Source organism: Actinoallomurus acanthiterrae (assembly GCF_054775715.1).
In genome coordinates this window covers 12,421,314-12,440,429 of sequence record NZ_BAAHCO010000001.1, presented here as the reverse complement: position 1 = coordinate 12,440,429, position 19,116 = coordinate 12,421,314, and the positions used below count along the sequence as shown (strand labels likewise).

Below are 19,116 nucleotides of genomic sequence, written 5' to 3'. Positions count from 1 at the left end.
GGTGCCGACCGGCCGTAACCTGGGATGACGCCGGACCGAAGCAGTAGCGGCATGAGGGGACTCCGTGACCGACGACAGCCCACGAGACGAGGCGCCACCGGCCGAGCGCCCGGAGCGGTTCGCCTATTTCGGCCCCGAGGGCACCTTCACCGAGGCCGCCCTGCTCACCCTTCCCGCGGCGCGGGCGGGCACCCGCGAGCCGTTCTCGACCGTTCCGACGGCGCTCGACGCGGTCCGCCGCGGCGACGCGGACGCCGCGATGGTCCCTTTGGAGAACTCCGTCGAGGGCCCGGTGACCACCACCGTCGACGAACTCGCCGACGGCGACGTGCTCCTCATCACCGATGAGGTGCTCATCCCCGTCGAGTTCTCGCTGCTGGTCCGCCCCGGCACGGCGATCGAGGACATCAAGAGCATCTGCACCCACCCGCACGCGCACGCGCAGTGCCGCCGGTGGCTCGCCCGTACGCTCCCGCACGCCCAGGTGACGACCGGCACGTCCACGGCCGGCGCCGCCATGGCGGTCGCCGACGCCACGTCAGGCTTCGACGCCGCGATCGCCGCCCCGATCGCCGGCGAGCGGTACGGCCTGATGGCCGCCGCGCGCAACATCGCCGACCGCCCCGGCGCGGTGACCCGGTTCGTCCTCGTACGGCCGCCCGGCCCGCCCGTCGAACCCACGGAGTTCGACCGCACGTCGCTGATGGCCTACCTCACCGACGACCACCCGGGCGCGCTGCTGGAGTTCCTGACGGAGTTCGCGGTCCGCGGCGTCAACCTGACCCTGATCCAGTCCCGGCCGACCGGCGACGGTTTCGGCCGCTACCGCTTCTGGATCGACTGCGAGGGCCATGTCGCGGACGCCCGCGTCGGCGAGGCGCTCATGGGCCTGCGCCGCATCTGCCCCGGCATCCGCTTCCTCGGCAGCTACCCGCGAGCCGACCACGGCCGCACCGAGATCCGCCGCGGCACCCACGACGACGACTTCGCCGAGGCGTCCGCCTGGCTGCACGCCATCCGCTCCGGCCACGACCTGTGACCCCGCGCCCCGCGCGGGGTCACGACCTGCCCTACCTGACGTCGACGTAGTCGCCGCTGGTGGCGATCGGCAGGTACGGGTCCTTGCAGAGGGCCGTGGCGTACCAGGTGCCGTCTCTGGCGGCCTTGAACTTCTTCAGCCACCGCCCGTACCGGTCGGTGGTCACCGTCGCCATCTTGGTCATGGCCGTCGAACCGTGCTTCTTGAAGTAGACGGCCACACTGACCCCCTGCAACGGGCGCCACGTCTTCGTCTTCGCGTACCACTGCAGCGTGCCGCCGACCGTCAGCGTCTTGCCCTTCTTCACCGGCTCCGGTCCGGCGTTGAACCCGACGATCCGGGTCCGGTAGTAGGAGAGGAAGAACGGGTCGCTCGAGGCTTCGGCGTCCTTGTAGGGGCCGTTCGCGTTGTCGTAGTCGGAGACCTGGATGCGTCCATTGGGCCCGGGAATGGTGACCGGCACCTGGTACGTCCCGTCGGACGTGGAACGCGTGGTGGCGATCAGCTCGAGAGACTGCCTGTCGGCCGGGACGTAGTACACCTGGACCGGCTGGTTCGGCACGACGACCCAAGAGCCGTCCGGCCGTACTCGCTCGACGACACCGGACACGGTGACCTTGTCGCCGACGAACGTCGGCTTCGGCGCGAGACTCATCGACATCCGGCTGGCGACCTGAATGGGGTACACCCGGAAGTAATCCGACGTCGCGTAGTAGTAGTTCGATCCGGACGGCGGCTCGTACGAAACGTCCAGCGACCCAACGCGGGCGTAGGTCACCGATCCGGAGAAACGACCGTCACCGTCGGTCGTCGTCGTGGCGAGCGGGACCGAGGTATGGGCGTTCTTCTCCCGCAGAGACAGGGTGGCGCCGGCGAGCCCGTGCTCGGTGCCGTCGGCGTCCTTGTAGACCAAACGTCCCTGGTACGTCCGCGGATGGTCGATGTCCGACTGCAGCGGGGTGACGCTGAACTCGGTGAACTGTGTCCGGATCGATGCGGCGTGGGCCGTGCCGGGTACGGCGAGCGCGGCCGTCGCCAGGCCGGCGACGATCGCCAGCGATCTGCGCATGTGGGTCCTCTGGCGGGGGAGGGATTTCAGCGCGTCATCTTTTCCGATCCAGCCAGCCAAGATCAACTCTTTGGCTTTGCGGCGGGCCCGAAATGGCGAACGGGCGGTGACCCCGGGGTCCCCAGTGGAGTCACCGCCCGCTCCATTCGGCTCCTGGCCTCCCGGCGCTCGGGCGACGTGGTCGCCGACGCCACCGCTGGCAGAAAGCGCCATCGCCCGCGACGCGGCGCGCCAGGTGCCGTCCGGGGCGGTCTGGAGGTCCTGCTCATGACGGACGGCGGCGACCCCCGGTACCCACCGCCGTCCGATGCGGCCGACCGTCGCCGTCGAACGGCAGGAAGGTGCCGGACTGTGCGGCGAGCGGCGCCGATCACACCTACGTGATCATTCCTGGTCGGTGAGTGAGCGGCAACGCCTTTCAACCAGGGTTGAAAACATGCCCCCATCAGGGACGGAACGGGCTCGCATCGTCGAGATCCACACCCGAAGGGGCGGCGAGCCGGGCCAGCACGGTGTCGTGCAGGTGACCGTTCGTGACGACGGCGCACTCCCGGTCGACGCGCGGCTCGCCCGCCAGGTCGCTGAACCGGCCGCCGGCCTCCTCGACGATCACTTGGATGGGCGCGTTGTCCCAGATCTTGCCGCGAGGGTTCAGGCTGACGTCGCAGCGGCCCTCGGCGACGAGCATCTGACCCCAGAAACAGGCCGACGCGAACTCATACCGCGTCGCCTCCGACAGCCCGACGATGCCGGCCACGAGGCCGCGCCGCTCCCAGTGGTCCAGCGCCGCGTACGAGAGGTGCGCGTCCGCCAGATCGTCGACCGCGGACACGCGCATCCGCCGCGCCGTACGGCCGTCACCCGACCCGTCCGACCACGGCGGACCGCTGGTGTGGGCGCCGTGGCCGCGGGACGCCCACCAGCGGCGGCCCATCGCGGGGGACGACACCACTCCGACGGTGATCCGGCCCTGTTCCTCCAGCGCGATCAGGGTCGCGAACACCTCGATCCCCCGCGTGTAGTTGTTCGTGTGATCGACGGGATCGAGGATCCACCGGCGCCCCTCGCCCGGCGTCTCCTCGAACTCCTCGCCGACGACGCCGTCACCCGGCCGGTGCCCGGCGATCAGCGAGCGCAGCGCGCGTTCGGTCGCGAGGTCCGCCTCCGTCACCGCCGACCGGTCCGGCTTGGTCCGTACGTCCAGGTCGGCGCTCCGGAATCGGCTCATCGTGATCGCATCCGCCCGGTCCGCCAGGAACAGTGCGAAGGAGAGGTCGTCCATACCGGTGACTCTCCCATCCGCGCCGCACCGGCCGGTGAACGGATGACGCATCACCGACGACATCGTCGCTTCACCGCGCGGCCGCCTTCGGCATCGGCGCCTGGATGATCGGTTATTGGGTCGGTCAGGGGTGGCTCGGACGGTAGCCTCGTCTCTGTGATTGACCTGCGAGCCCTTCGAAACGATCCCGACCGGCTGCGCGCGAGCCAGCGCGCCCGGGGCGAGGACGAGGCCGTCGTCGACCGGCTGCTCGACCTGGACGAGCGGCGCCGCTCCGCGCTGAGCGGCTTCGAGTCCCTGCGGGCGGAGCAGAAGAGTTTCGGCAAGTCGGTGTCGAAGGCGCAGGGCGAGGAGCGGCAGAAGCTGCTCGACCGGGCCAAGGAGCTCGCCCAGCAGGTCAAGGAGGCCGACGCCGAGGCGCAGCGGCTCGATCAGGAGCTGCAGGAGATCCTGCGCACCGTGCCGAACATCGTCGAGGAGGGCGCGCCCGCCGGGGGCGAGGAGGACTACGTCGTCCTGGAGACGATCGGCACCCCGCCCGCGTTCGACTTCGAGCCGAAGGACCACCTGGAGCTGGGCGAGCGGCTCGGCGCGATCGACATGGAGCGCGGCGCGAAGGTCTCGGGCGCCCGGTTCTACTTCCTGACGGGCGTGGGCGCGCAGCTGCAGATGGCGCTGCTCAACCTCGCGATGGAGCAGGCGATCGAGGCCGGGTTCGTGCCGATGATCCCGCCGGTCCTGGTCAAGCCGGAGTCGATGGAGGGCACCGGGTTCCTCGGCGCGCACGCGTCGGAGGTCTACCACCTGCCCGAGGACGATCTATACCTCGTGGGCACCTCCGAGGTGCCGCTGGCCGCCTACCACCGCGACGAGATCGTCGGCGACCTGCCCCGGCGCTACGTCGGCTGGTCGTCCTGCTTCCGGCGGGAGGCCGGGTCGTACGGCAAGGACACCCGCGGCGTCATCCGGGTGCACCAGTTCGACAAGGTGGAGATGTTCTCCTACTGCGATCCGGAGGACTCGCATGAGGAGCACCTGCGCCTGCTGAACTGGGAGAAGCAGATGCTCGCCAAGGTCGAGGTGCCCTACCGGGTGATCGACGTGGCGGCGGGCGACCTGGGCACGAGCGCGGCCCGTAAGTACGACTGCGAGGCCTGGGTGCCGACGCAGAGCCGCTACCGCGAGCTGACCTCGACCTCCAACTGCACGGAGTTCCAGGCGCGCCGGCTGTCCGTACGCTACCGCGACGGCGAGGGCCGGACCCGTCCGGTGGCGACGCTGAACGGCACGCTGGCCACGACCCGATGGATCGTCGCGATCCTGGAGAACCACCAGCAGGCCGACGGTTCGGTGCGCGTTCCGCAGGCGTTGCGGAAGTACCTCGGCCGTGAGGTGCTCGAGCCCGTGGCGCGATGACGCCTCCGCGGGCGGTCGCCACGGACCTGGACGGCACCGTCGTCCGCAGCGACTACACGGTGTCCGAACGGACCGTGGCGGCGTTCGCCCGGGTGGAGCGGGCGGGCGCGATGCTCGTGCTCGTGACGGGCCGCCCGCCGCGCTGGATGGGGCCCGTCGCCGACGCGGTCGCGCACCGTGGCCTGGCGATCTGCGCGAACGGCGCGATCACCTACGACCTGCACACCGAGCAGGTCGTCGACACGCACCTGATCCCGGTCGACGCGCTGCGTACGGCCGTCGGGGTGCTCGGCGAGGCGCTGCCGGGGGTCGGGTTCGCGGTCGAGCACGGTGACGGGCTGGTCTACGCGGACGGGTTCGAGCTGTCGTTCTGGGACTCGCGGACGCCCCCGGCCCCCACGCCGATCGCGGAGCTGGTGTCCCGGCCGGCCGCCAAGCTGCTGGCGCGCCACCCCGAGCTCCAGGCCGACGCGCTGCTCGCGGAGGCGGCGGCGCTGGTGGGCGACGTCGTCCTGCCCACGCACTCCAACGGCGACCGGTTGATCGAGATCAGCGCGCTGGGGGTGTCCAAGGCCAGCACGCTCGCCGAGCTGTGCGCCCGGCACGGCATCGACGCCGCCGACGTGGTGGCGTTCGGCGACATGCCGAACGACCTGCCGATGCTGGCCTGGGCGGGCCGGTCGTACGCCGTGGCCAACGCCCACCCCGATGTGCTGGCCGCCGTCCACCACAAGGTCGCGGCCAACGACGAGGACGGCGTGGCCCGCACGATCGAGGAGCTGTTCTCCGAGTGACGGGCGCGGCCGGCGCGACGTCATCGCGCGCCGGCCGCGGTCCGGGACGGGACGGCCATGGCCTCGCGCCCGGCGGCGTGCGGCCATGGCCGGTGTGCTCAGGGGTGCTCGATCCCCACGAGGCGTACGGTGTCGTGCTCGGGCTCGAGGCCGTACGAGGTGCACCGGTTGCGGGCGTCGTAGCCGGTCACGGTGACGTTCCAGCCGGGCAGCCGTAGTGCGGCGAGCCGCTCGCGGACGTACTGCTCCGCGTCCGGCTGCGGCACGCAACGGGCGAAGCGCGCGTGCAGGTCGGCGTCGAGCCGCCGTACGGCCTCGAACCTCGCGCGTTCGGCCGGCGACGCCGTACGCGTCGGGACGAGCCCCATCTTCTCGCAGGTGCCCGCGGCGCCGGGGAAGACACCGACCGGGCCGGTCTTGAGGAGGCAGCTCACCAGCGGCGGCGCGGCGTGGACGCCCTTCTTCACATGGCCCTTGCGCCATTGTTCCGCGCACGCGTGGACCGGGGTCTTGTCGCCGACCCGCAGGATGGTGATGTCGCTCGTGTTCAGGTCGGCGCGGTCGTGGCATTCGACGTCCGTCGTGTCGGCCGCGCCGCCGCCGTCCCAGAACTGCGTCGTCGCGGTCGCGATCCCGCCCCCGGCGACCACCGCGCCCACGGTGATCCCGGTGATCCAGCGGGCCTTGCGGGAGAGGCGGCGCCGCCGCTCTTTCGGTGTGATCTCGGCCATGAGGTGCTCCCTGCGCTGAGCGTGCCGGGCCGGTGGCAGGTCACGCTCGGGAGGCACACGCTCCCAGGTGTTCATGACGTTCCCTTCCTGGTCCGGGACGCTGTGGATGCGTCACCCTGTCTGTGGCCGCTGGACGCCGCGGGTTCCCGTGCTTCCATGTCCCGGAGCCGGGCCCGGGCACGGGAGAGCCGTGAGCGCACCGTCCCCACCGGGACGTCGAGGGCGGTCGCGGCGTCCTCGTACGACAGGCCGTCCCACAGGCACAGCTCGATCACGTCCCGGTCGGCGGCGGGCAGGCGCCGCAGCAGTTCCGTGACGTGTCGCATGGCGCGTTCGTCGTCGAGGCGGTCGCCGACGTCGTCGGCGGGGTCGGGTTCAGGCAGGGCGGGCGGGAGGCGGGCGAGCGCCGCCTGGTGCCGGCGCGTCGAGCGGCGGGCGTTGCGCAGGACGTTGTTCGCGACGCCGAGGAACCAGGGCAGCGCCGTTTCCCGGGTGATGCGCACGTCGTCGCGGCGGCGCCACGCCTCGAGGAAAACGACCGAGGTCAGGTCCTCGGCCATCGACCAGTCGCTCGTCCGGCGGAAGCAGTGGTTGTAGACGGTGCGCGCGTGCCGGTCGAAGAGCGTCCCGAAAGCCTCGGGCTCGCCGCCGACCGCCCGCGCCCACAGCTCCGCGTCCGTAGGCAGATGATCAGTCACACCGAGTTCGTGTCCGCTCCGAGGCGCGGGTTCCAGGGCTCAAGCAGACGGCGCGGGTCCGGCGTGGTGCCGGACCCGCGCCGCGCGGTCCTGATCGGATACGGACCGGGGCCTACAGGTACGGGCCGGACGAGCGGCCCTGGCCCGGCTCGTCCTGCTGCGGGATGACACCCGGAGGAAGGGCGCGCCGCATCTGCTCCAGCTGGGCGCGGGCGGCCATCTGCTGGGCGAACAGCGTGGTCTGGATGCCGTGGAAGAGCCCTTCGAGCCAGCCGACGAGCTGCGCCTGGGCGACGCGGAGCTCCGCCTCGCTGGGCGTGGTGCCGGTGTTCGTGAACGGCAGGGAGATGCGCTCCAGCTCCGCGATCAGCTCGGGGGCGAGGCCGTCCTCGAGCTCCTTGATCGAACGCTGGTGGATCTCCGCCAGGCGTGCCCGGCTGGCCTCGTCGAGGGGCGCCGCGCGCACCTCCTCGAGGAGCTGCCGGATCATGCTGCCGATGCGCATCACCTTGGCGGGCTGCTCGACCATCTCGGTGATCGGGCGCTCCTCCGAGCCGTCCTCGTTCTCCCCGGCCATCATGGGCAAGCCGTTCGGGCCGACGACGACGACCTGCGGGTCTTCGCTGTTCAGTGGATTATTCATAGATTTCCCAGTCTCACACCGTTAGAACGATCTTGCCGACGTGCGTGCTGTCCTCCATCGTGCGGTGCGCCGCGGAGGCCTCCGCCATGGGAAGCGTACGGTCCAGGATGGGGTGTACCGCACGGGCCTCGACCAGCGGCCACACGTGCTCGCGGACCGCGGCGACGATGTCGGCCTTCTCTTCCAACGGCCGGGCTCGTAGCGAGGTTGCGTGGACGGATGCCCGTTTCGTCAGGAGCTTGCCCAGATCGAGCTCTCCTACCCCGCCCCCCTGCAGCCCGATGACCACGAGCCGGCCTCCGGTGCCGAGGGCGTCGATGTTGCGGGGGAGGTACTTGGCGCCCATGTTGTCGAGGATCACATCGACCGGGCGGGCCGCCTCGACGAAGTCCTCCGTCCGGTAGTTGATGGCGACGTCCGCGCCCAGCTCCCGGCACCGCGCCAGCTTGTCCTCGCTGCCGGCCGTGCACAGCACGCGCGCCCCGCGGGCCTTGGCGAGCTGGATCGCCATCGTCCCGATCCCGCCCGCACCGCCGTGCACGAGGAACGACTCGCCGGGACGGAGCCCGGCCAGCATGAACACGTTGGCCCACACCGTGCAGGCGACCTCGGGGAGCGCGGCCGCCTCGACCAGGCTCACCCCACGCGGGACCGGCAGCAGCTGGCCCGCGGGCACCGCGACCCGGGTGGCGTATCCGCCTCCGCTGAGGAGCGCGCAGGCCTCGTCGCCGACCTTCCACCCGGTGACGCCGTCACCGACCGCGGCGACGCGCCCGGAGGCTTCGAGGCCCGGATACTCGGGCGCACCTTCCGGCGGTGGATAAAATCCGAGGCGCTGCATGATATCGGCGCGGTTGACTCCGGCCGCAACGACGTCGAGCAGCACCTCGTCATGGCCGATGACGGGGTCGGCAACCTCACTCCACCGCAATACGTCGGGGTCGCCCGGTTTTTCGATGACGATGGCATGCATGGGCTTCACGGTAGCCGGGGATGCTCAAGCGACACGGTATTGGTCAAGGCCTGGGGTGGCTTAGGCTGCGGATGAACATATCGTGTTGATTCATCCACTGCGCGTCCGCGAGGGGGACCTGGTGGCCAAGAATGATCAGGATAAAACGGGCCGTTCTCTTGAGGAACAGCTCGCGTCTCTTGATGCCATGAACAGTGAGTCCGCCGAACCGAGAGAAGACGCGGTCGACGAGGCCGCGCCGCCGTCCAACCCGTGGACGAGCACCCCTCCCGCGCCGACGTTCCCCGCGGTGCCGCCCGACGCGTCCGGGCCTGGTGAGGGGCAGCCGTCCTACGACTTCGGAGCGCCCGGGTATCCGCCGCCGCCGGAGTTCGGGGCGCCGCCGCAGTTCCCCGGCGCACCGGCGCGGGAGTACGGCCCGGCCTTCGGGCCCTTCCCTCCGCAGGGCTTCGGCCCCCAAGAGCCCCAGGAAGCCGGGGCTGCGGAGCAGCAGGGACCGCAGGACGGCCGTGAGGAGCCCGCGCAGCCGTACGACGCGGAGCCGGCCGATCCCGCCGCGCCGTACGACGTGCAGCAGCCGTCCCAACCGGCCGCTCCACCGGACGAGCCGCGCGGCGACGCGGAGGCGGCCGACGCCGAGCAGACCCAGCTCGTCCAACAGCAGCAGCGGCCCGCCGCCGAGGCCACCCAGGCGGACGGCTTCGAGGTGTACGGGGACGGCGGTTACACCGGCTACCCGCAGTACTCCGCTCCGGGGTTCGGCGGCCCGCCGCCCTATTCGCAGCCTCCGCCCGGTTACCCGGCGCCACCCGCGGATCCGGGGCAGCCCTACCCCGGCGTGGCCCCGGACTACGGGGCGCAGTACCCCGGACCTCCCGACTACGGCCGGCAGCCCGAGGCGCAGCACTACCCGCAGCACCAGGACCCGCGCTACACCGGCCGGCCCCCGATGGAGCACCAGGCGCCGCCCTACTCCGCGCCGCCGTTCTCCCAGCAGCCCGAGGCCGCGCCGTACGGCCGGCAGCCCGCGTACCCGCAGCAGCAGGAGCACTTCCCGCAGCAGCAGGAGCCGGCGTACGCCCCGCAGCCCGAGGACGGCCCGCCGTTCGCGCCGCTGCCCGAGGCGTACGCACAGCAGCAGGGCGGCGCGCAGACCTCCGACAGCCTCAGCGCCGACATGCTGCTGCGCGGCCGGCGACAGGCGCCGGCCCACGGCTGGCGCCGCGCCCTCTACAAGGCGACCGCCGGGACGATCCACCCCGGCGAGTCCCCGGCCGAGCTGCGCCGCCGCGAGCTGCTGGCCCGCGCCCGCACCCCGGTGGCCGGCGGTCACCACCGCGTCGCGGTGATGAGCCTCAAGGGCGGCGTCGGCAAGACCACCACGACGGTCGGGCTGGGCGCGACGCTGGCGTCCATGCGCGGCGACCGGGTGATCGCGGTCGACGCCAACCCCGACCGGGGCACGCTGTCGGACAAGGTGCGGCTGGAGACGGCGACGACCGTCCGCGACCTGCTGAACGAGCACCAGCAGATCCAGCGGTACGCCGACGTGCGGGCCTACACCTCGCAGGCGTCCTCCCGGCTCGAGGTGCTCGCCTCCGACCGGGACCCGGCGGTCTCGGAGGCGTTCAGCGAGCAGGACTACCGCACGGTCGCCCACGTCCTGGAGCACTTCTACTCGATCTGCCTCACCGACTGCGGAACCGGCCTGCTGCACTCGGCGATGGCGGGCGTGCTCGGCCTGGCCAACCAGCTCGTGCTGGTCAGCTCGCCGTCGGTGGACGGCGCCCGGTCGGCCTCTGCCACGCTCGACTGGCTGGAGGCGCACCACTACGGCGAGCTGGTCCGCAACGGGGTCGTCGTGCTGTCGATGGTCCGGACCCGCAGCAGGAGCACGGTCGACCTCGACCGGCTGCAGGCCCACTTCGAGAGCCGCTGCCGCGCGGTCGTCCGCATCCCGTACGACCCGCACCTGGAGGAGGGCGCGGAGGTCGAGCTGGAGCAGCTGTCCGCCGCGACCCAGGACGCCTACCTCACGCTGGCGGCGACGGTCGCCGACGGCTTCGCCTGGCCGCGCTGAGGACCATGTCACGGCCGGTGCGACCTCAGGGCGCACCGGCCGTTGGTGGGAGAGCCCACCGTCGCTGCCGCATGAGAGAGCCCGCCCGTGACGATGACGTCGCGGGCGGGCATGTCTCTTTTTCGATGAACCGTAATTAACAGGTCATACGCTTGGTCGGCCCCGAGAAGTGGCGGACCTGGGGGCCGTCGTTGGTGGTCGCGTACATCCGGTACGTGTAGGTGCCCTTCTTGCAGGCCTTGATGGTGTAGTTGTGATAACCGGTCTTTCCGGAGAACCGTTTGTCGGCGATGCGCTCCCAGCCGTCCCAACGGTGCACCTGGAGCACCAGTTGAACGGTCCAGCCGGCGCAGTTCTTCAGCCGCGCCTTGCCCTGGATGGGGTGGTTGGTCGGCCGGTACAGCGTGACTCCGCAGGCCTGGAGCGAGGCCGGGGAGACGCTACCGGCCTTGACCGCGGTGGCGGTGTTCGCGGAGGTGGCGGCCTCCGCGGGGGCGGCGAAGGACAGCGCCCCCAGGGCGGCCGCGGTGACGGCGAACGGCGCGATGACCGAGACGGGTCGCGATTTGAGAAGTCGCAAAGTACGCACTCTCCGATAGCAGGGATTGATCTGGGAAAACGCTAACGACCAATCAGTATCGACAGAAAGGGGCCAGAGCCTCAATCCGCCCCATTCGGATTGGGTCTTTAGCCCCATGAAAATGTCATATATGAAAATGTCATATATCCAGACGACGTGCTAAGCACAAAACAAAAACCCTCCGAACCCGTCGGTTCGGAGGGTTTCCGATGTCCTGAGATATCACAAAGGCGGAGGGTGTGGGATTCGAACCCACGAGGACTGTCCCCAGCCCTGGGCGCTTTCAAGGCGCCTGCACTCGTCCACTATGCGAACCCTCCAGGCGTTGACCACCATAGCGGGCCGGGCCGAGATCCCGCGCGCGGGACGCGTGTCCACAGGCTGTGGACGGTCAGGCCGTGCGGCGGTGGACGCGGTCCTTCGTCTCCTCCGGCAGGGCGTCCGCCGCGGCCAGTGCGGGGAGCAGGTCCGGCTCCAGGGTCAGCGCGCGGAAGGTCAGGGCGATCGTGACCTCGTGCGCCGGGCGGTGCTCGACCGTGATCCGGTCACCGGCCTGGACCTCGCCCGGCTCGATCACCCGCAGGTACGCGCCGGGCAGGGCCGCCTGCGTGAAGCGCTTGATCCAGCCCTGCTCCCGCATGAAGCCCTGGAACGTCCCGCACGGGATGCGCGGGCAGGACACCTCCAGCACGAGCCGGTCGCCCACGCGCCAGCGTTCGCCGATCAGCGCGGCGTTGACGTCGACGCCGGACGTGGTGAGGTTCTCGCCGAAGACGCCGTTCGGCAGCTCCCGCCCGAGCTCCGCCGCCCAGCGGTCCAGGTCCTCGCGCGCGTAGGCGTACACCGCCTGGTCGTCTCCGCCGTGGTTCCGGACGTCGTACACCCGGTCGCCGGCGAGGCCGACGGCGCCGGTGCCCTTGGGCCCCGGCGCCGTGACGGCGACCGGCCCGTCGACGGGACGTTTGTCGATGCCCGTGACCCCCGAGTCCTTCCAGGGGTTCGAGCGCGGTGTGCCGATGTTCACCGAGACGATGAGCCTCATGCCCGAACGGTAGGCAGATCCCGGCGGCGAGCGCGAGTGATTTGTGCCCTACCCGGTGGTGATGAAGTCGCCCGGCTTCGTCACAACGGGAGACTCGAGGTAGAGGCTCTTGTACTCGTCCTGGATGCCGCTGTTGTGGATCTGGATGGCGAGGGGCCCCACGCGCCCGGCGGTCTTGTCGGTGAATTTCAGGACCTCGACGGCCTTACAGGTGGCCGCGTCCGACTTCAGGGGGCAGCAGGCCATCCGTGCCACCCCGGTCGCCTGGGTGGCGACGATCTCGCACTGGCTCCACTTCTTGACGTCCCACTTCGGGTGGTCGTACTTCGTGAAGAGGCTGCCGCCGCCGTCGTTGTGCCCGGGGCGGTAGTCCCAGTGGCCGCCGTTCGGCGGCTGGAACTGGATGGCGCTGAGAGCGTCGCGGATCGGGTCGGTCGTGCCCCAGATGAGCACCGTGGGGGCGTGGTCGCCCTTCACCTGGCGGACGTTGAAGATCCACCGGAAGTCGCCGGCCTGGGTCTTGTCGTAGTAGATCCAGCCGCGGCCTGCGGTGCCGGTGCCGTGGATGGCGCCGTTCTTGACGGTCCAGCCGGCGGCCTTGTGGGGCGTCCAGCCGTCGAGGGTCTTGCCGTCGAACATCGAGACGAGGTTCGGATCGCCGTACGGGTTGGGATCGGCGGTGGCTCTCGCCGCCGGTGCGGCGACGCCCGCCAGGAGCAGTGCGAGCCCCAGGATGAGGGCTCCGAGTGAGCGCTGGAACATGACCGCTGACCTCCTTTGCGGCCGTACGACTGCGGTCGCCGTACGGCATCGGAGGACTGCCAGGGGTCAGTCGCTAGGAAAACCTTTTCACCCCGACGTTAGGACGGGGGGCGGGGCGAGTCAAGGTCGTCGCCTCGCCGTTCGAGTTCGAGTTCCATCTCGTCGAGCAGCGTGAACAACCGCACCCGGCGGAAGGGCGGTGCCGGTCCTTCCATTCCCAGCCGGGCCCACGCGACCCGCACGGTGTGGTGGATGAACTGCCGTGCGGCCAGGAAGAGGAGCGTCGCCAGCGGCAGCTCGCCGAGCGCCGCGGTGAGGACGGCCGTCCAGAGATCGGGCCCGCCCCAGCTCAGCATGATGTCGAACCAGGCGTCGCAGAGCAGCAGCGTTCCGGTGACGATGGCGCCGACGATCGCCAGTTGCCGTTTCCGCCAGATCGCCCACGCCGTGGCCGCCAGGGCGAGCAGCAGGGCGATGTCGAAGCCGGTCCACGCGGCCTGCCACTGCCCCGCCGTGTACCGGACGGGCAACGTGAGGGCGAGGAAGACGATCCACGGGATCAGGAAGACGCAGCAGGTCAGCAGGAAGGTGAGGCCGCGCCGCCGGCGGACGCGGAGATGTGGATCGGCCAGCGGGTCCGTCCGGCGGTCCAGGGCGACCAGTGCGCGGATCAGGGCGGCGCGCTCGCGCGGGTCCAGCCGCGAGAGCTCCTCCGGTGTGATCATGCGCGACCTCCCGACACGAAGGCGTCAGCCGTCCGCCGGCCAGTGCCGCCAGTCGAACGCGTCGCGCCACCCCGGGGCGTCGGCCGCCCAGGCGGTGAGGACCTCGTGGACCTGCCGCAGGTCGACGGCGACGGCCTCGAAGTGCCGGTCCGCCGTGCCTTCGCGGTACTCCACGGCGAACGTCCCGTCGGTCTCACGGTAGACCTGCATGTAGTGCCCGGCGTCGGCGGAGTCGAGCCGGTCCACGATGAGGTACTGGTTGCCCGGGCCGAGTTCGCCGAGCAGCTGCAGCAGCAGGACGCTGGAGGGGGCGTCGTACGCCGTCCCCCGCGCTGTTTCAGCACGCAATCCCGATCTGCCCACCCGTGCGACGTTATGCGACATTTCGTGGTGCTGTGAAGCGACGAGACATCGCGCGGATGCTGCCTTTAGGCTCCCCCGTCATCACCGCACATGCGGTGATTCTGTGAAACGGGGAGCTTCATCTTGACGAGCATCAAGCGCGTGGCGACGGTCGCGGGCGTGGCCGCCGCGGCGACGTCGCTTTCGATCGCCGCCTGGGCGATGACCGGCGATTCCCATCCCAACACGAAGAACGTCTCGGCGTCCCGGCCGCAGTCCTCGGCCGCGAACACCGCCGATGGCTCCGCGACCGCGCCGGGCGAGCAGGCGCTCGCGGCCGCGCGGCCAAGCGCGTCCCCGGCATCCTCAAGGGCGGGCAGATCCTCAAGGCGGGGCAGTACGTGCGCTCGCCGAACAAGAAGTACGCGCTGCTCCAGCAGGCCGACGGCAACCTGGTCCTGTACAAGGGCAAGAAGGCGCTGTGGAGCAGCGTGACGGGGAAGCATCCCGGGGCTTTCGCGGCGATGCAGACGGACGGCAACCTCGTCGTCTACAGCAAGGCCAAGAAGGCCCTGTGGAACTCCGGCACCGGCCGTCACCCGGGGGCGTTCCTCGCCGTCCAGAATGACGGCAACCTGGTCATCTACAGCAAGGCGAAGAAGGCGCTCTGGACGCGGTCCATCAGCATCGGCAGCCTCCAGCCGGGCTACTCGCTGAAGGCCGGCCAGGCGGTGAAGTCGACCAACGGCCGGTACACGCTGCTCATGCAGACGGACGGCAACCTCGTGCTCTACCAGGGCAAGAAGGCCCTGTGGAGCACCATCACGGGGCGGCACCCAGGGGCGTACACCCTCATGCAGACGGACGGCAACCTCGTCGTCTACGGCAAGGACCGCAAGCCGCTCTGGTACTCCAACACCGCCGGGCACCCCGGCGCGTTCCTCGCTGTCCAGACCGACGGCAACCTGGTCATCTACGGCAAGAACAACAAGGCGCTGTGGTCACGGCACCTGTACAACGGGATCCTCGGCCCCGGGCAGAGCCTGCGCACCGGCGACGGGGTGCGCTCGCCGAACGGCGTCTACTCGCTGTTCCAGCAGACCGACGGCAACGTGGCGCTGTACAAGGGCAAGGCGGCGCTGTGGAGCACGAAGACCCACGGCACCGGCGTGTACAGCGTCATGCAGACGGACGGCAACTGGGTCGTCTACAGCGCGGCCGGCAAGCCGCTCTGGTACTCCAACACCTCGAACAACGCCGGCGCGTCGCTGGCGGTGCAGGATGACGGCAACCTGGTGATCTACGCGGCCGACCATCGGGTCCTCTGGGCGTTCAAGAAGTGACCCGGCCCCGCTTCAAGAAGTGAGCCGACCCCGCGAGCCCCGCACACCTGGCGTGCGGGGCTCGCGGTCTGTCCGATGTGGGAAAAGATCCGGTCCATCTCGCCGAACCTCCACTATCGTCACGTGCATGGCGAAAAACGAACAGGACCCCGCGGGGAGCACCCAGCAGTTCCGGGCGTTCCAGAGCCAGGGAGAGTCCGCGTCGTCCGGTCCGAACACCGGACTGATCATCGGCGGTGCGGTCGTGCTGCTGGTGGTCATCGTGGTGGTCGCGTTCCTCGTCGTCTGACGACGAGCGCCACGCGTCAGCGGCCGCTCGCGGAGAAGTGCTGGAAGTCCCAGGGCCCGCCCCAGGAGCCTCCCCAGCCCCAGCCGATCGACCGGAACGCGCGGACCACCTTGTCACCCGAGTGGATCACACCGGGATCCGTACGCTTGCGGTTCCCGTACTTCACGCAGGCCGGATGCTCGATGTGGCCGTTCGGGTGGACGTAGGGGTTCTCGCAGGTGTTCAGGTCGACGGCGAGCCCGTAGGCGTGCTGTGACCAGTTGCTGGACCCGGTCGCGTTGCGGCAGTTGAACGCCGAGGTGTTGTCGGCCTCGATCGAGTCGAAGTCGCTGCCCTTGTACTTGTCGACGAGTTCCATGCGCCGGATCGGATAGCGCTCGTCGTACAGCTTGTGGAAGACGGTCACGATCTTCGGGGCGACACGGGCATTGACGATCATCTCGCCGTCGTGCTGCTTGTGGTCCATGCCCCAGTAGGTCATCTGGATCAGCCGGAGTCCGTCGATCCCGACCGGGCAGCCGGAGTGCCAGGAGTATTTCACCGTCGCGCGCGACGGAATCTTCGTGATCTTCGCGGTGAAGGCCTGCGGTTTCGCCGACGCCTTGGTGGCGGATGGCGAAGGCGCTTGGGTGCCGGTGGCCTGGGTCGATGAGGCCGGCGACGTCGCCGGGGTGGCCGGTGGTTCGGCCGAGCCCGACGAACTCCCGCCGCAGGCCGAAAGGGCCAGGGCCGTGCCACCCAGGACGGCGGCCAGGGTGAGGCTTTCCATAACGGAAGGATTACATGCGGCCGCCGATGCTTCGTCCCAAATCACCAGGAGAACTACGCTGCCGCTACGGCCCGGCCAGCCGATCCCCGAGGACCGATCATGACGGAAACAGGCGACAAGCGGCGACCGCCACTCGGGATGCGCGAGATCACCGCGGTGGGAAGCGGGCTCGGCACCTTCATCCTCGTCGACTCGATCATGATGTACTCCGCGTTCGAGATGAACATCATGGGCGGCAAGAATTTCAGCCTGCTGTCCCAGGCGCTGGCGCTGCTCCTGCTGGCGTTCGGCCTCGGCGGCTTCCTCGCCTGGAAGATGACGGGGTTCACCCGGTTGTACGGCGTCGGGCTCATGTGCGGCTGGACCTTCATGACGCTGTTCTCGCTCGGCTTCTGCACCGGGCTGAACACGTGACCGGTCAGCGCACCTTGGCGACCTGCTCGGTGACGGCGCCGAACGCCCGGCCGATGGCCTTGAGGTCGTCGGGGTCGATGACGTCGATGAAGAACTCCCGTACGGTGGTGACGTGATCGCGCGCCGCCTTCTCCAACAGGGCGAATCCCTCGTCGGTGAGCTCGGCGTTGACCCCGCGCTTGTCGGCGCCGCAGGTGCCGCGGGCGACGAGGCCCTTGCACTCCAGGCGGGCCACGGTGTGGGAGAGGCGGCTCCGCGACTGGCTGGCGAAGTCCGCGAGCTCGGCCATCCGCAGCCGCCGGCCGGGGGCCTCGGACAGCCGCACGAGGATCTCGTACTCGGCGGTGCTGAGCCCGTGCTTGGACTTCAGGTCCCGGTCGAGGAGATCGGCCAGCCGGACGCTGCCCTCGATGTAGGCGCGCCAGTCACGCTGTTGTGCGGCATCGAGCCAGCGCGGTTCGGTCATGTCTGCATCATACATAGTGATTGAAGTTTCAACAAACCTTCGTTACGGTGTCACTCGACACTTTCGGCGTGCCGGCGGCTTGGCGCGGCGGAATAGTTGAAACTTAAATCATGTTCCCTCGGTCGTACCGACCAAGGAGGTTCCGATGCCCGCCGTGACCGCCGATCCGCTGACCCTGACCCGACTGCCCCGTCTCCCCGAACAGGAGACCGCCTGGCGACCGGTCAAGAAGATCGTCACCGCCGCGAAGCACGTCGAAGGGGAGGGCTTCCAGGTCCGCCGCCCGTTCCCCGGCATCGACCTGTCGCTCGCCGACCCCTTCCTGCTGCTCGACCACATGGGCGCGGTGGAGTACGCCCCGGGCGAGGCCAAGGGCACTCCCTGGCATCCGCACCGCGGGTTCGAGACCGTGACGTACATCATCGACGGCGCCTTCCAGCACCAGGACACCACGGGCGGCGGCGGCCTCATCGCCGACGGCGCCACCCAGTGGATGACCGCGGGCGCGGGGATCCAGCACATCGAGCAGCCCACGCCCGAACTGGTATCCACGGGCGGCCTCTTCCACGGCGTGCAGCTGTGGGTGAACCTGCCGCGCGCCCAGAAATGGGTGCCGCCGCGCTACCAGGACATCGAGTCGCGCGACGTCGCGCTGCTGACCAGCGACGACGGCTCGTCCATCGTGCGGGTGATCGCCGGTGAGCTGGCGGGCCACAGGGGCCCGGGCGTCACGTACACGCCGATCACCTACCTGCACGCGACCGTCGCGCCAGGCGCCCGGCTGACCCTGCCGTGGCCGCGCGACTTCAACGCGCTCGTCTACACGCTCTCCGGACGCGGACAGGCGGGCCCGGACGGGCGCCCGCTGGACGAGGGACAGCTCGCCGTGTTCGGCGCGGGCGACGCGCTGACCGTCACGGCGGCCGACTCGCAGCCCCTCACGAGCCGGAACGGCTGGGAGATCCTCATCCTCGGCGGCCTGCCGATCCGCGAACCGATCGCGCGGTACGGACCGTTCGTCATGAACACCCGCCAGGAGATCATCGAGGCCTTCGAGGATTTCCAGGCGGGCCGAATGGGCACCGTGCCCGCGGAGAAGGTCCCGCACCGCAGCGCCGCCGACGAGCGGCTGTCCTGACCTCACCCCCACCCGGGGCGGGATGCGGCCCGCCCCGGACCCCGAAGGAGATCGTCATGGCGACGAACGTCGCGGTCATCTGGAGTGGGCCGACGTGATCATGCTGGGCGCACCGACGCGGTACGGCCTGCCGGCCGCCCAGATGAAGCAGTTCCTCGACACCACCGGCCCGCTGTGGGCACAGGGCCGCCTGATCAACAAGATCGGCACGTCGTTCACCGCGACGGCCACCCGGCACGGCGGTCAGGAGTCGACCATCCTGGCCCTGAACAACACCTTCTACCACTGGGGTTCCATCATCGTGCCGCCCGGCTACGGCGACCCGATCCAGTTCCAGGCGGGCAACCCGTACGGCGCCAGCCACACCTCGAACAACGGCGAGGACATGCCAGGCGACGTGGAACGCGCCGCCATCGAGTTCCAGGCCCGCCGCACCGTCGAGGTAGCCGACACCTTCCTCCGTGGCAGGTCACAGTCCTGACCTTCATTGGTCAGGTGGTCAGTCGGAGGTGCGGTCCCGA

General features: G+C 70.1%; 23 protein-coding genes and 1 tRNA gene. 9 read left to right on the top strand and 15 right to left on the bottom strand.

What is annotated here, in order from left to right; all coding sequences use genetic code 11:
* Nucleotides 1–64 precede the first annotated feature (64 nt).
* Entirely contained in the window at nucleotides 65–1,039 is a 975-nt protein-coding gene (pheA, locus tag ACYVF7_RS58735) for a prephenate dehydratase (RefSeq protein WP_460357429.1), read from the top strand.
* Nucleotides 1,040–1,070: 31 nt separating this feature from the next.
* Here the strand turns inward: pheA and ACYVF7_RS58730 are convergent, their stop codons facing one another.
* Both ACYVF7_RS58730 and ACYVF7_RS58725 read right to left on the bottom strand, forming a co-directional pair.
* Entirely contained in the window at nucleotides 1,071–2,108 is a 1,038-nt protein-coding gene (locus ACYVF7_RS58730; protein ID WP_460357427.1) for a hypothetical protein, read from the bottom strand.
* 445 nt (nucleotides 2,109–2,553) lie between these two features.
* Nucleotides 2,554–3,390, bottom strand: coding sequence for an inositol monophosphatase family protein (locus ACYVF7_RS58725; RefSeq protein WP_460357425.1), 837 nt, complete (start codon nucleotides 3,388–3,390; stop codon nucleotides 2,554–2,556).
* A gap of 156 nt (nucleotides 3,391–3,546) precedes the next feature.
* Here ACYVF7_RS58725 and serS point away from each other — a divergent pair, with 156 nt between their 5' ends.
* Nucleotides 3,547–4,806 carry a serine--tRNA ligase gene (gene serS / locus ACYVF7_RS58720; RefSeq protein WP_460357423.1) on the top strand — a complete coding sequence of 420 codons (1,260 nt, stop codon included), beginning with the start codon at nucleotides 3,547–3,549 and terminating at the stop codon, nucleotides 4,804–4,806.
* The gene (locus ACYVF7_RS58715; RefSeq protein ID WP_460357420.1) at nucleotides 4,803–5,600 is read left to right on the top strand and encodes an HAD family hydrolase; all 798 of its coding nucleotides are present in this window, start codon (nucleotides 4,803–4,805) and stop codon (nucleotides 5,598–5,600) included. The genes serS and ACYVF7_RS58715 overlap by 4 nt, the downstream gene beginning before the upstream one ends.
* Nucleotides 5,601–5,698: 98 nt before the next feature.
* On the opposite strand, the gene ACYVF7_RS58710 is transcribed toward ACYVF7_RS58715, so the two are convergent.
* The 4 genes from ACYVF7_RS58710 to ACYVF7_RS58695 all read right to left on the bottom strand — a co-directional run bounded on the left by ACYVF7_RS58710 (nucleotide 5,699) and on the right by ACYVF7_RS58695 (nucleotide 8,645).
* Complete coding sequence (locus tag ACYVF7_RS58710; protein ID WP_460357418.1) at nucleotides 5,699–6,406, bottom strand: hypothetical protein; 708 nt, start codon at nucleotides 6,404–6,406, stop codon at nucleotides 5,699–5,701.
* Nucleotides 6,403–7,029, bottom strand: coding sequence for an RNA polymerase sigma factor (locus ACYVF7_RS58705; RefSeq protein ID WP_460357415.1), 627 nt, complete (start codon nucleotides 7,027–7,029; stop codon nucleotides 6,403–6,405). Before ACYVF7_RS58705 ends, ACYVF7_RS58710 begins: the two co-directional genes overlap by 4 nt.
* A gap of 112 nt (nucleotides 7,030–7,141) precedes the next feature.
* On the bottom strand, nucleotides 7,142–7,672 hold the full coding sequence (locus ACYVF7_RS58700) for a bacterial proteasome activator family protein (protein ID WP_460357412.1): 531 nt from the start codon (nucleotides 7,670–7,672) through the stop codon (nucleotides 7,142–7,144).
* Between the two features lie 13 nt (nucleotides 7,673–7,685).
* Entirely contained in the window at nucleotides 7,686–8,645 is a 960-nt protein-coding gene (locus tag ACYVF7_RS58695) for an NAD(P)H-quinone oxidoreductase (RefSeq protein WP_460357410.1), read from the bottom strand.
* A 187-nt stretch (nucleotides 8,646–8,832) separates the two neighbouring features.
* Here ACYVF7_RS58695 and ACYVF7_RS58690 point away from each other — a divergent pair, with 187 nt between their 5' ends.
* Nucleotides 8,833–10,725 (top strand): MinD/ParA family ATP-binding protein, encoded by a 1,893-nt coding sequence (locus tag ACYVF7_RS58690; protein WP_460357409.1) that lies wholly within the window; start codon nucleotides 8,833–8,835, stop codon nucleotides 10,723–10,725.
* Between the two features lie 136 nt (nucleotides 10,726–10,861).
* Here ACYVF7_RS58690 and ACYVF7_RS58685 read toward each other — a convergent pair whose 3' ends face one another.
* From ACYVF7_RS58685 to ACYVF7_RS58655, 7 genes are all read right to left on the bottom strand, one after another.
* Nucleotides 10,862–11,305 (bottom strand): hypothetical protein, encoded by a 444-nt coding sequence (locus tag ACYVF7_RS58685; protein ID WP_460357406.1) that lies wholly within the window; start codon nucleotides 11,303–11,305, stop codon nucleotides 10,862–10,864.
* A 231-nt stretch (nucleotides 11,306–11,536) separates the two neighbouring features.
* Nucleotides 11,537–11,625: transfer RNA gene (locus ACYVF7_RS58680), tRNA-Ser, on the bottom strand.
* Between the two features lie 71 nt (nucleotides 11,626–11,696).
* Nucleotides 11,697–12,347 carry an MOSC domain-containing protein gene (locus tag ACYVF7_RS58675; protein WP_460357403.1) on the bottom strand — a complete coding sequence of 217 codons (651 nt, stop codon included), beginning with the start codon at nucleotides 12,345–12,347 and terminating at the stop codon, nucleotides 11,697–11,699.
* A 48-nt stretch (nucleotides 12,348–12,395) separates the two neighbouring features.
* Nucleotides 12,396–13,109, bottom strand: a complete 714-nt coding sequence (locus ACYVF7_RS58670; RefSeq protein ID WP_460357401.1) for a family 16 glycoside hydrolase — start codon at nucleotides 13,107–13,109, stop codon at nucleotides 12,396–12,398.
* 98 nt (nucleotides 13,110–13,207) lie between these two features.
* Nucleotides 13,208–13,834 carry a hypothetical protein gene (locus ACYVF7_RS58665; protein WP_460357399.1) on the bottom strand — a complete coding sequence of 209 codons (627 nt, stop codon included), beginning with the start codon at nucleotides 13,832–13,834 and terminating at the stop codon, nucleotides 13,208–13,210.
* A gap of 24 nt (nucleotides 13,835–13,858) precedes the next feature.
* Nucleotides 13,859–14,197 carry a hypothetical protein gene (locus ACYVF7_RS58660; RefSeq protein ID WP_460357397.1) on the bottom strand — a complete coding sequence of 113 codons (339 nt, stop codon included), beginning with the start codon at nucleotides 14,195–14,197 and terminating at the stop codon, nucleotides 13,859–13,861.
* A 65-nt stretch (nucleotides 14,198–14,262) separates the two neighbouring features.
* Complete coding sequence (locus ACYVF7_RS58655) at nucleotides 14,263–14,469, bottom strand: hypothetical protein (protein ID WP_460357394.1); 207 nt, start codon at nucleotides 14,467–14,469, stop codon at nucleotides 14,263–14,265.
* Between the two features lie 108 nt (nucleotides 14,470–14,577).
* On the opposite strand from ACYVF7_RS58655, the gene ACYVF7_RS58650 reads away from it, so the two are divergent.
* Together ACYVF7_RS58650 and ACYVF7_RS58645 are read left to right on the top strand one after the other, a co-directional pair.
* A complete protein-coding gene (locus ACYVF7_RS58650) occupies nucleotides 14,578–15,519 on the top strand; it encodes a hypothetical protein (protein WP_460357391.1) in 942 nt (313 codons plus the stop codon).
* A gap of 127 nt (nucleotides 15,520–15,646) precedes the next feature.
* Nucleotides 15,647–15,808: a hypothetical protein gene (locus ACYVF7_RS58645; protein ID WP_460357389.1), complete on the top strand. Its 162-nt coding sequence runs from the start codon at nucleotides 15,647–15,649 to the stop codon at nucleotides 15,806–15,808.
* 16 nt (nucleotides 15,809–15,824) lie between these two features.
* Here ACYVF7_RS58645 and ACYVF7_RS58640 read toward each other — a convergent pair whose 3' ends face one another.
* Nucleotides 15,825–16,577 carry a M15 family metallopeptidase gene (locus ACYVF7_RS58640; protein WP_460357386.1) on the bottom strand — a complete coding sequence of 251 codons (753 nt, stop codon included), beginning with the start codon at nucleotides 16,575–16,577 and terminating at the stop codon, nucleotides 15,825–15,827.
* Nucleotides 16,578–16,676: 99 nt separating this feature from the next.
* On the opposite strand from ACYVF7_RS58640, the gene ACYVF7_RS58635 reads away from it, so the two are divergent.
* Nucleotides 16,677–16,991 (top strand): hypothetical protein, encoded by a 315-nt coding sequence (locus ACYVF7_RS58635; RefSeq protein WP_460357384.1) that lies wholly within the window; start codon nucleotides 16,677–16,679, stop codon nucleotides 16,989–16,991.
* Between the two features lie 4 nt (nucleotides 16,992–16,995).
* Here the strand turns inward: ACYVF7_RS58635 and ACYVF7_RS58630 are convergent, their stop codons facing one another.
* Nucleotides 16,996–17,457, bottom strand: coding sequence for a MarR family winged helix-turn-helix transcriptional regulator (locus tag ACYVF7_RS58630; protein WP_460357381.1), 462 nt, complete (start codon nucleotides 17,455–17,457; stop codon nucleotides 16,996–16,998).
* Between the two features lie 145 nt (nucleotides 17,458–17,602).
* On the opposite strand from ACYVF7_RS58630, the gene ACYVF7_RS58625 reads away from it, so the two are divergent.
* Nucleotides 17,603–18,595 carry a pirin family protein gene (locus ACYVF7_RS58625; RefSeq protein ID WP_460357379.1) on the top strand — a complete coding sequence of 331 codons (993 nt, stop codon included), beginning with the start codon at nucleotides 17,603–17,605 and terminating at the stop codon, nucleotides 18,593–18,595.
* Nucleotides 18,596–18,617: 22 nt separating this feature from the next.
* Nucleotides 18,618–19,076, top strand: coding sequence for an NAD(P)H-dependent oxidoreductase (locus ACYVF7_RS58620; protein WP_460357376.1), 459 nt, complete (start codon nucleotides 18,618–18,620; stop codon nucleotides 19,074–19,076).
* The last annotated feature ends 40 nt before the right edge of the window (nucleotides 19,077–19,116 follow it).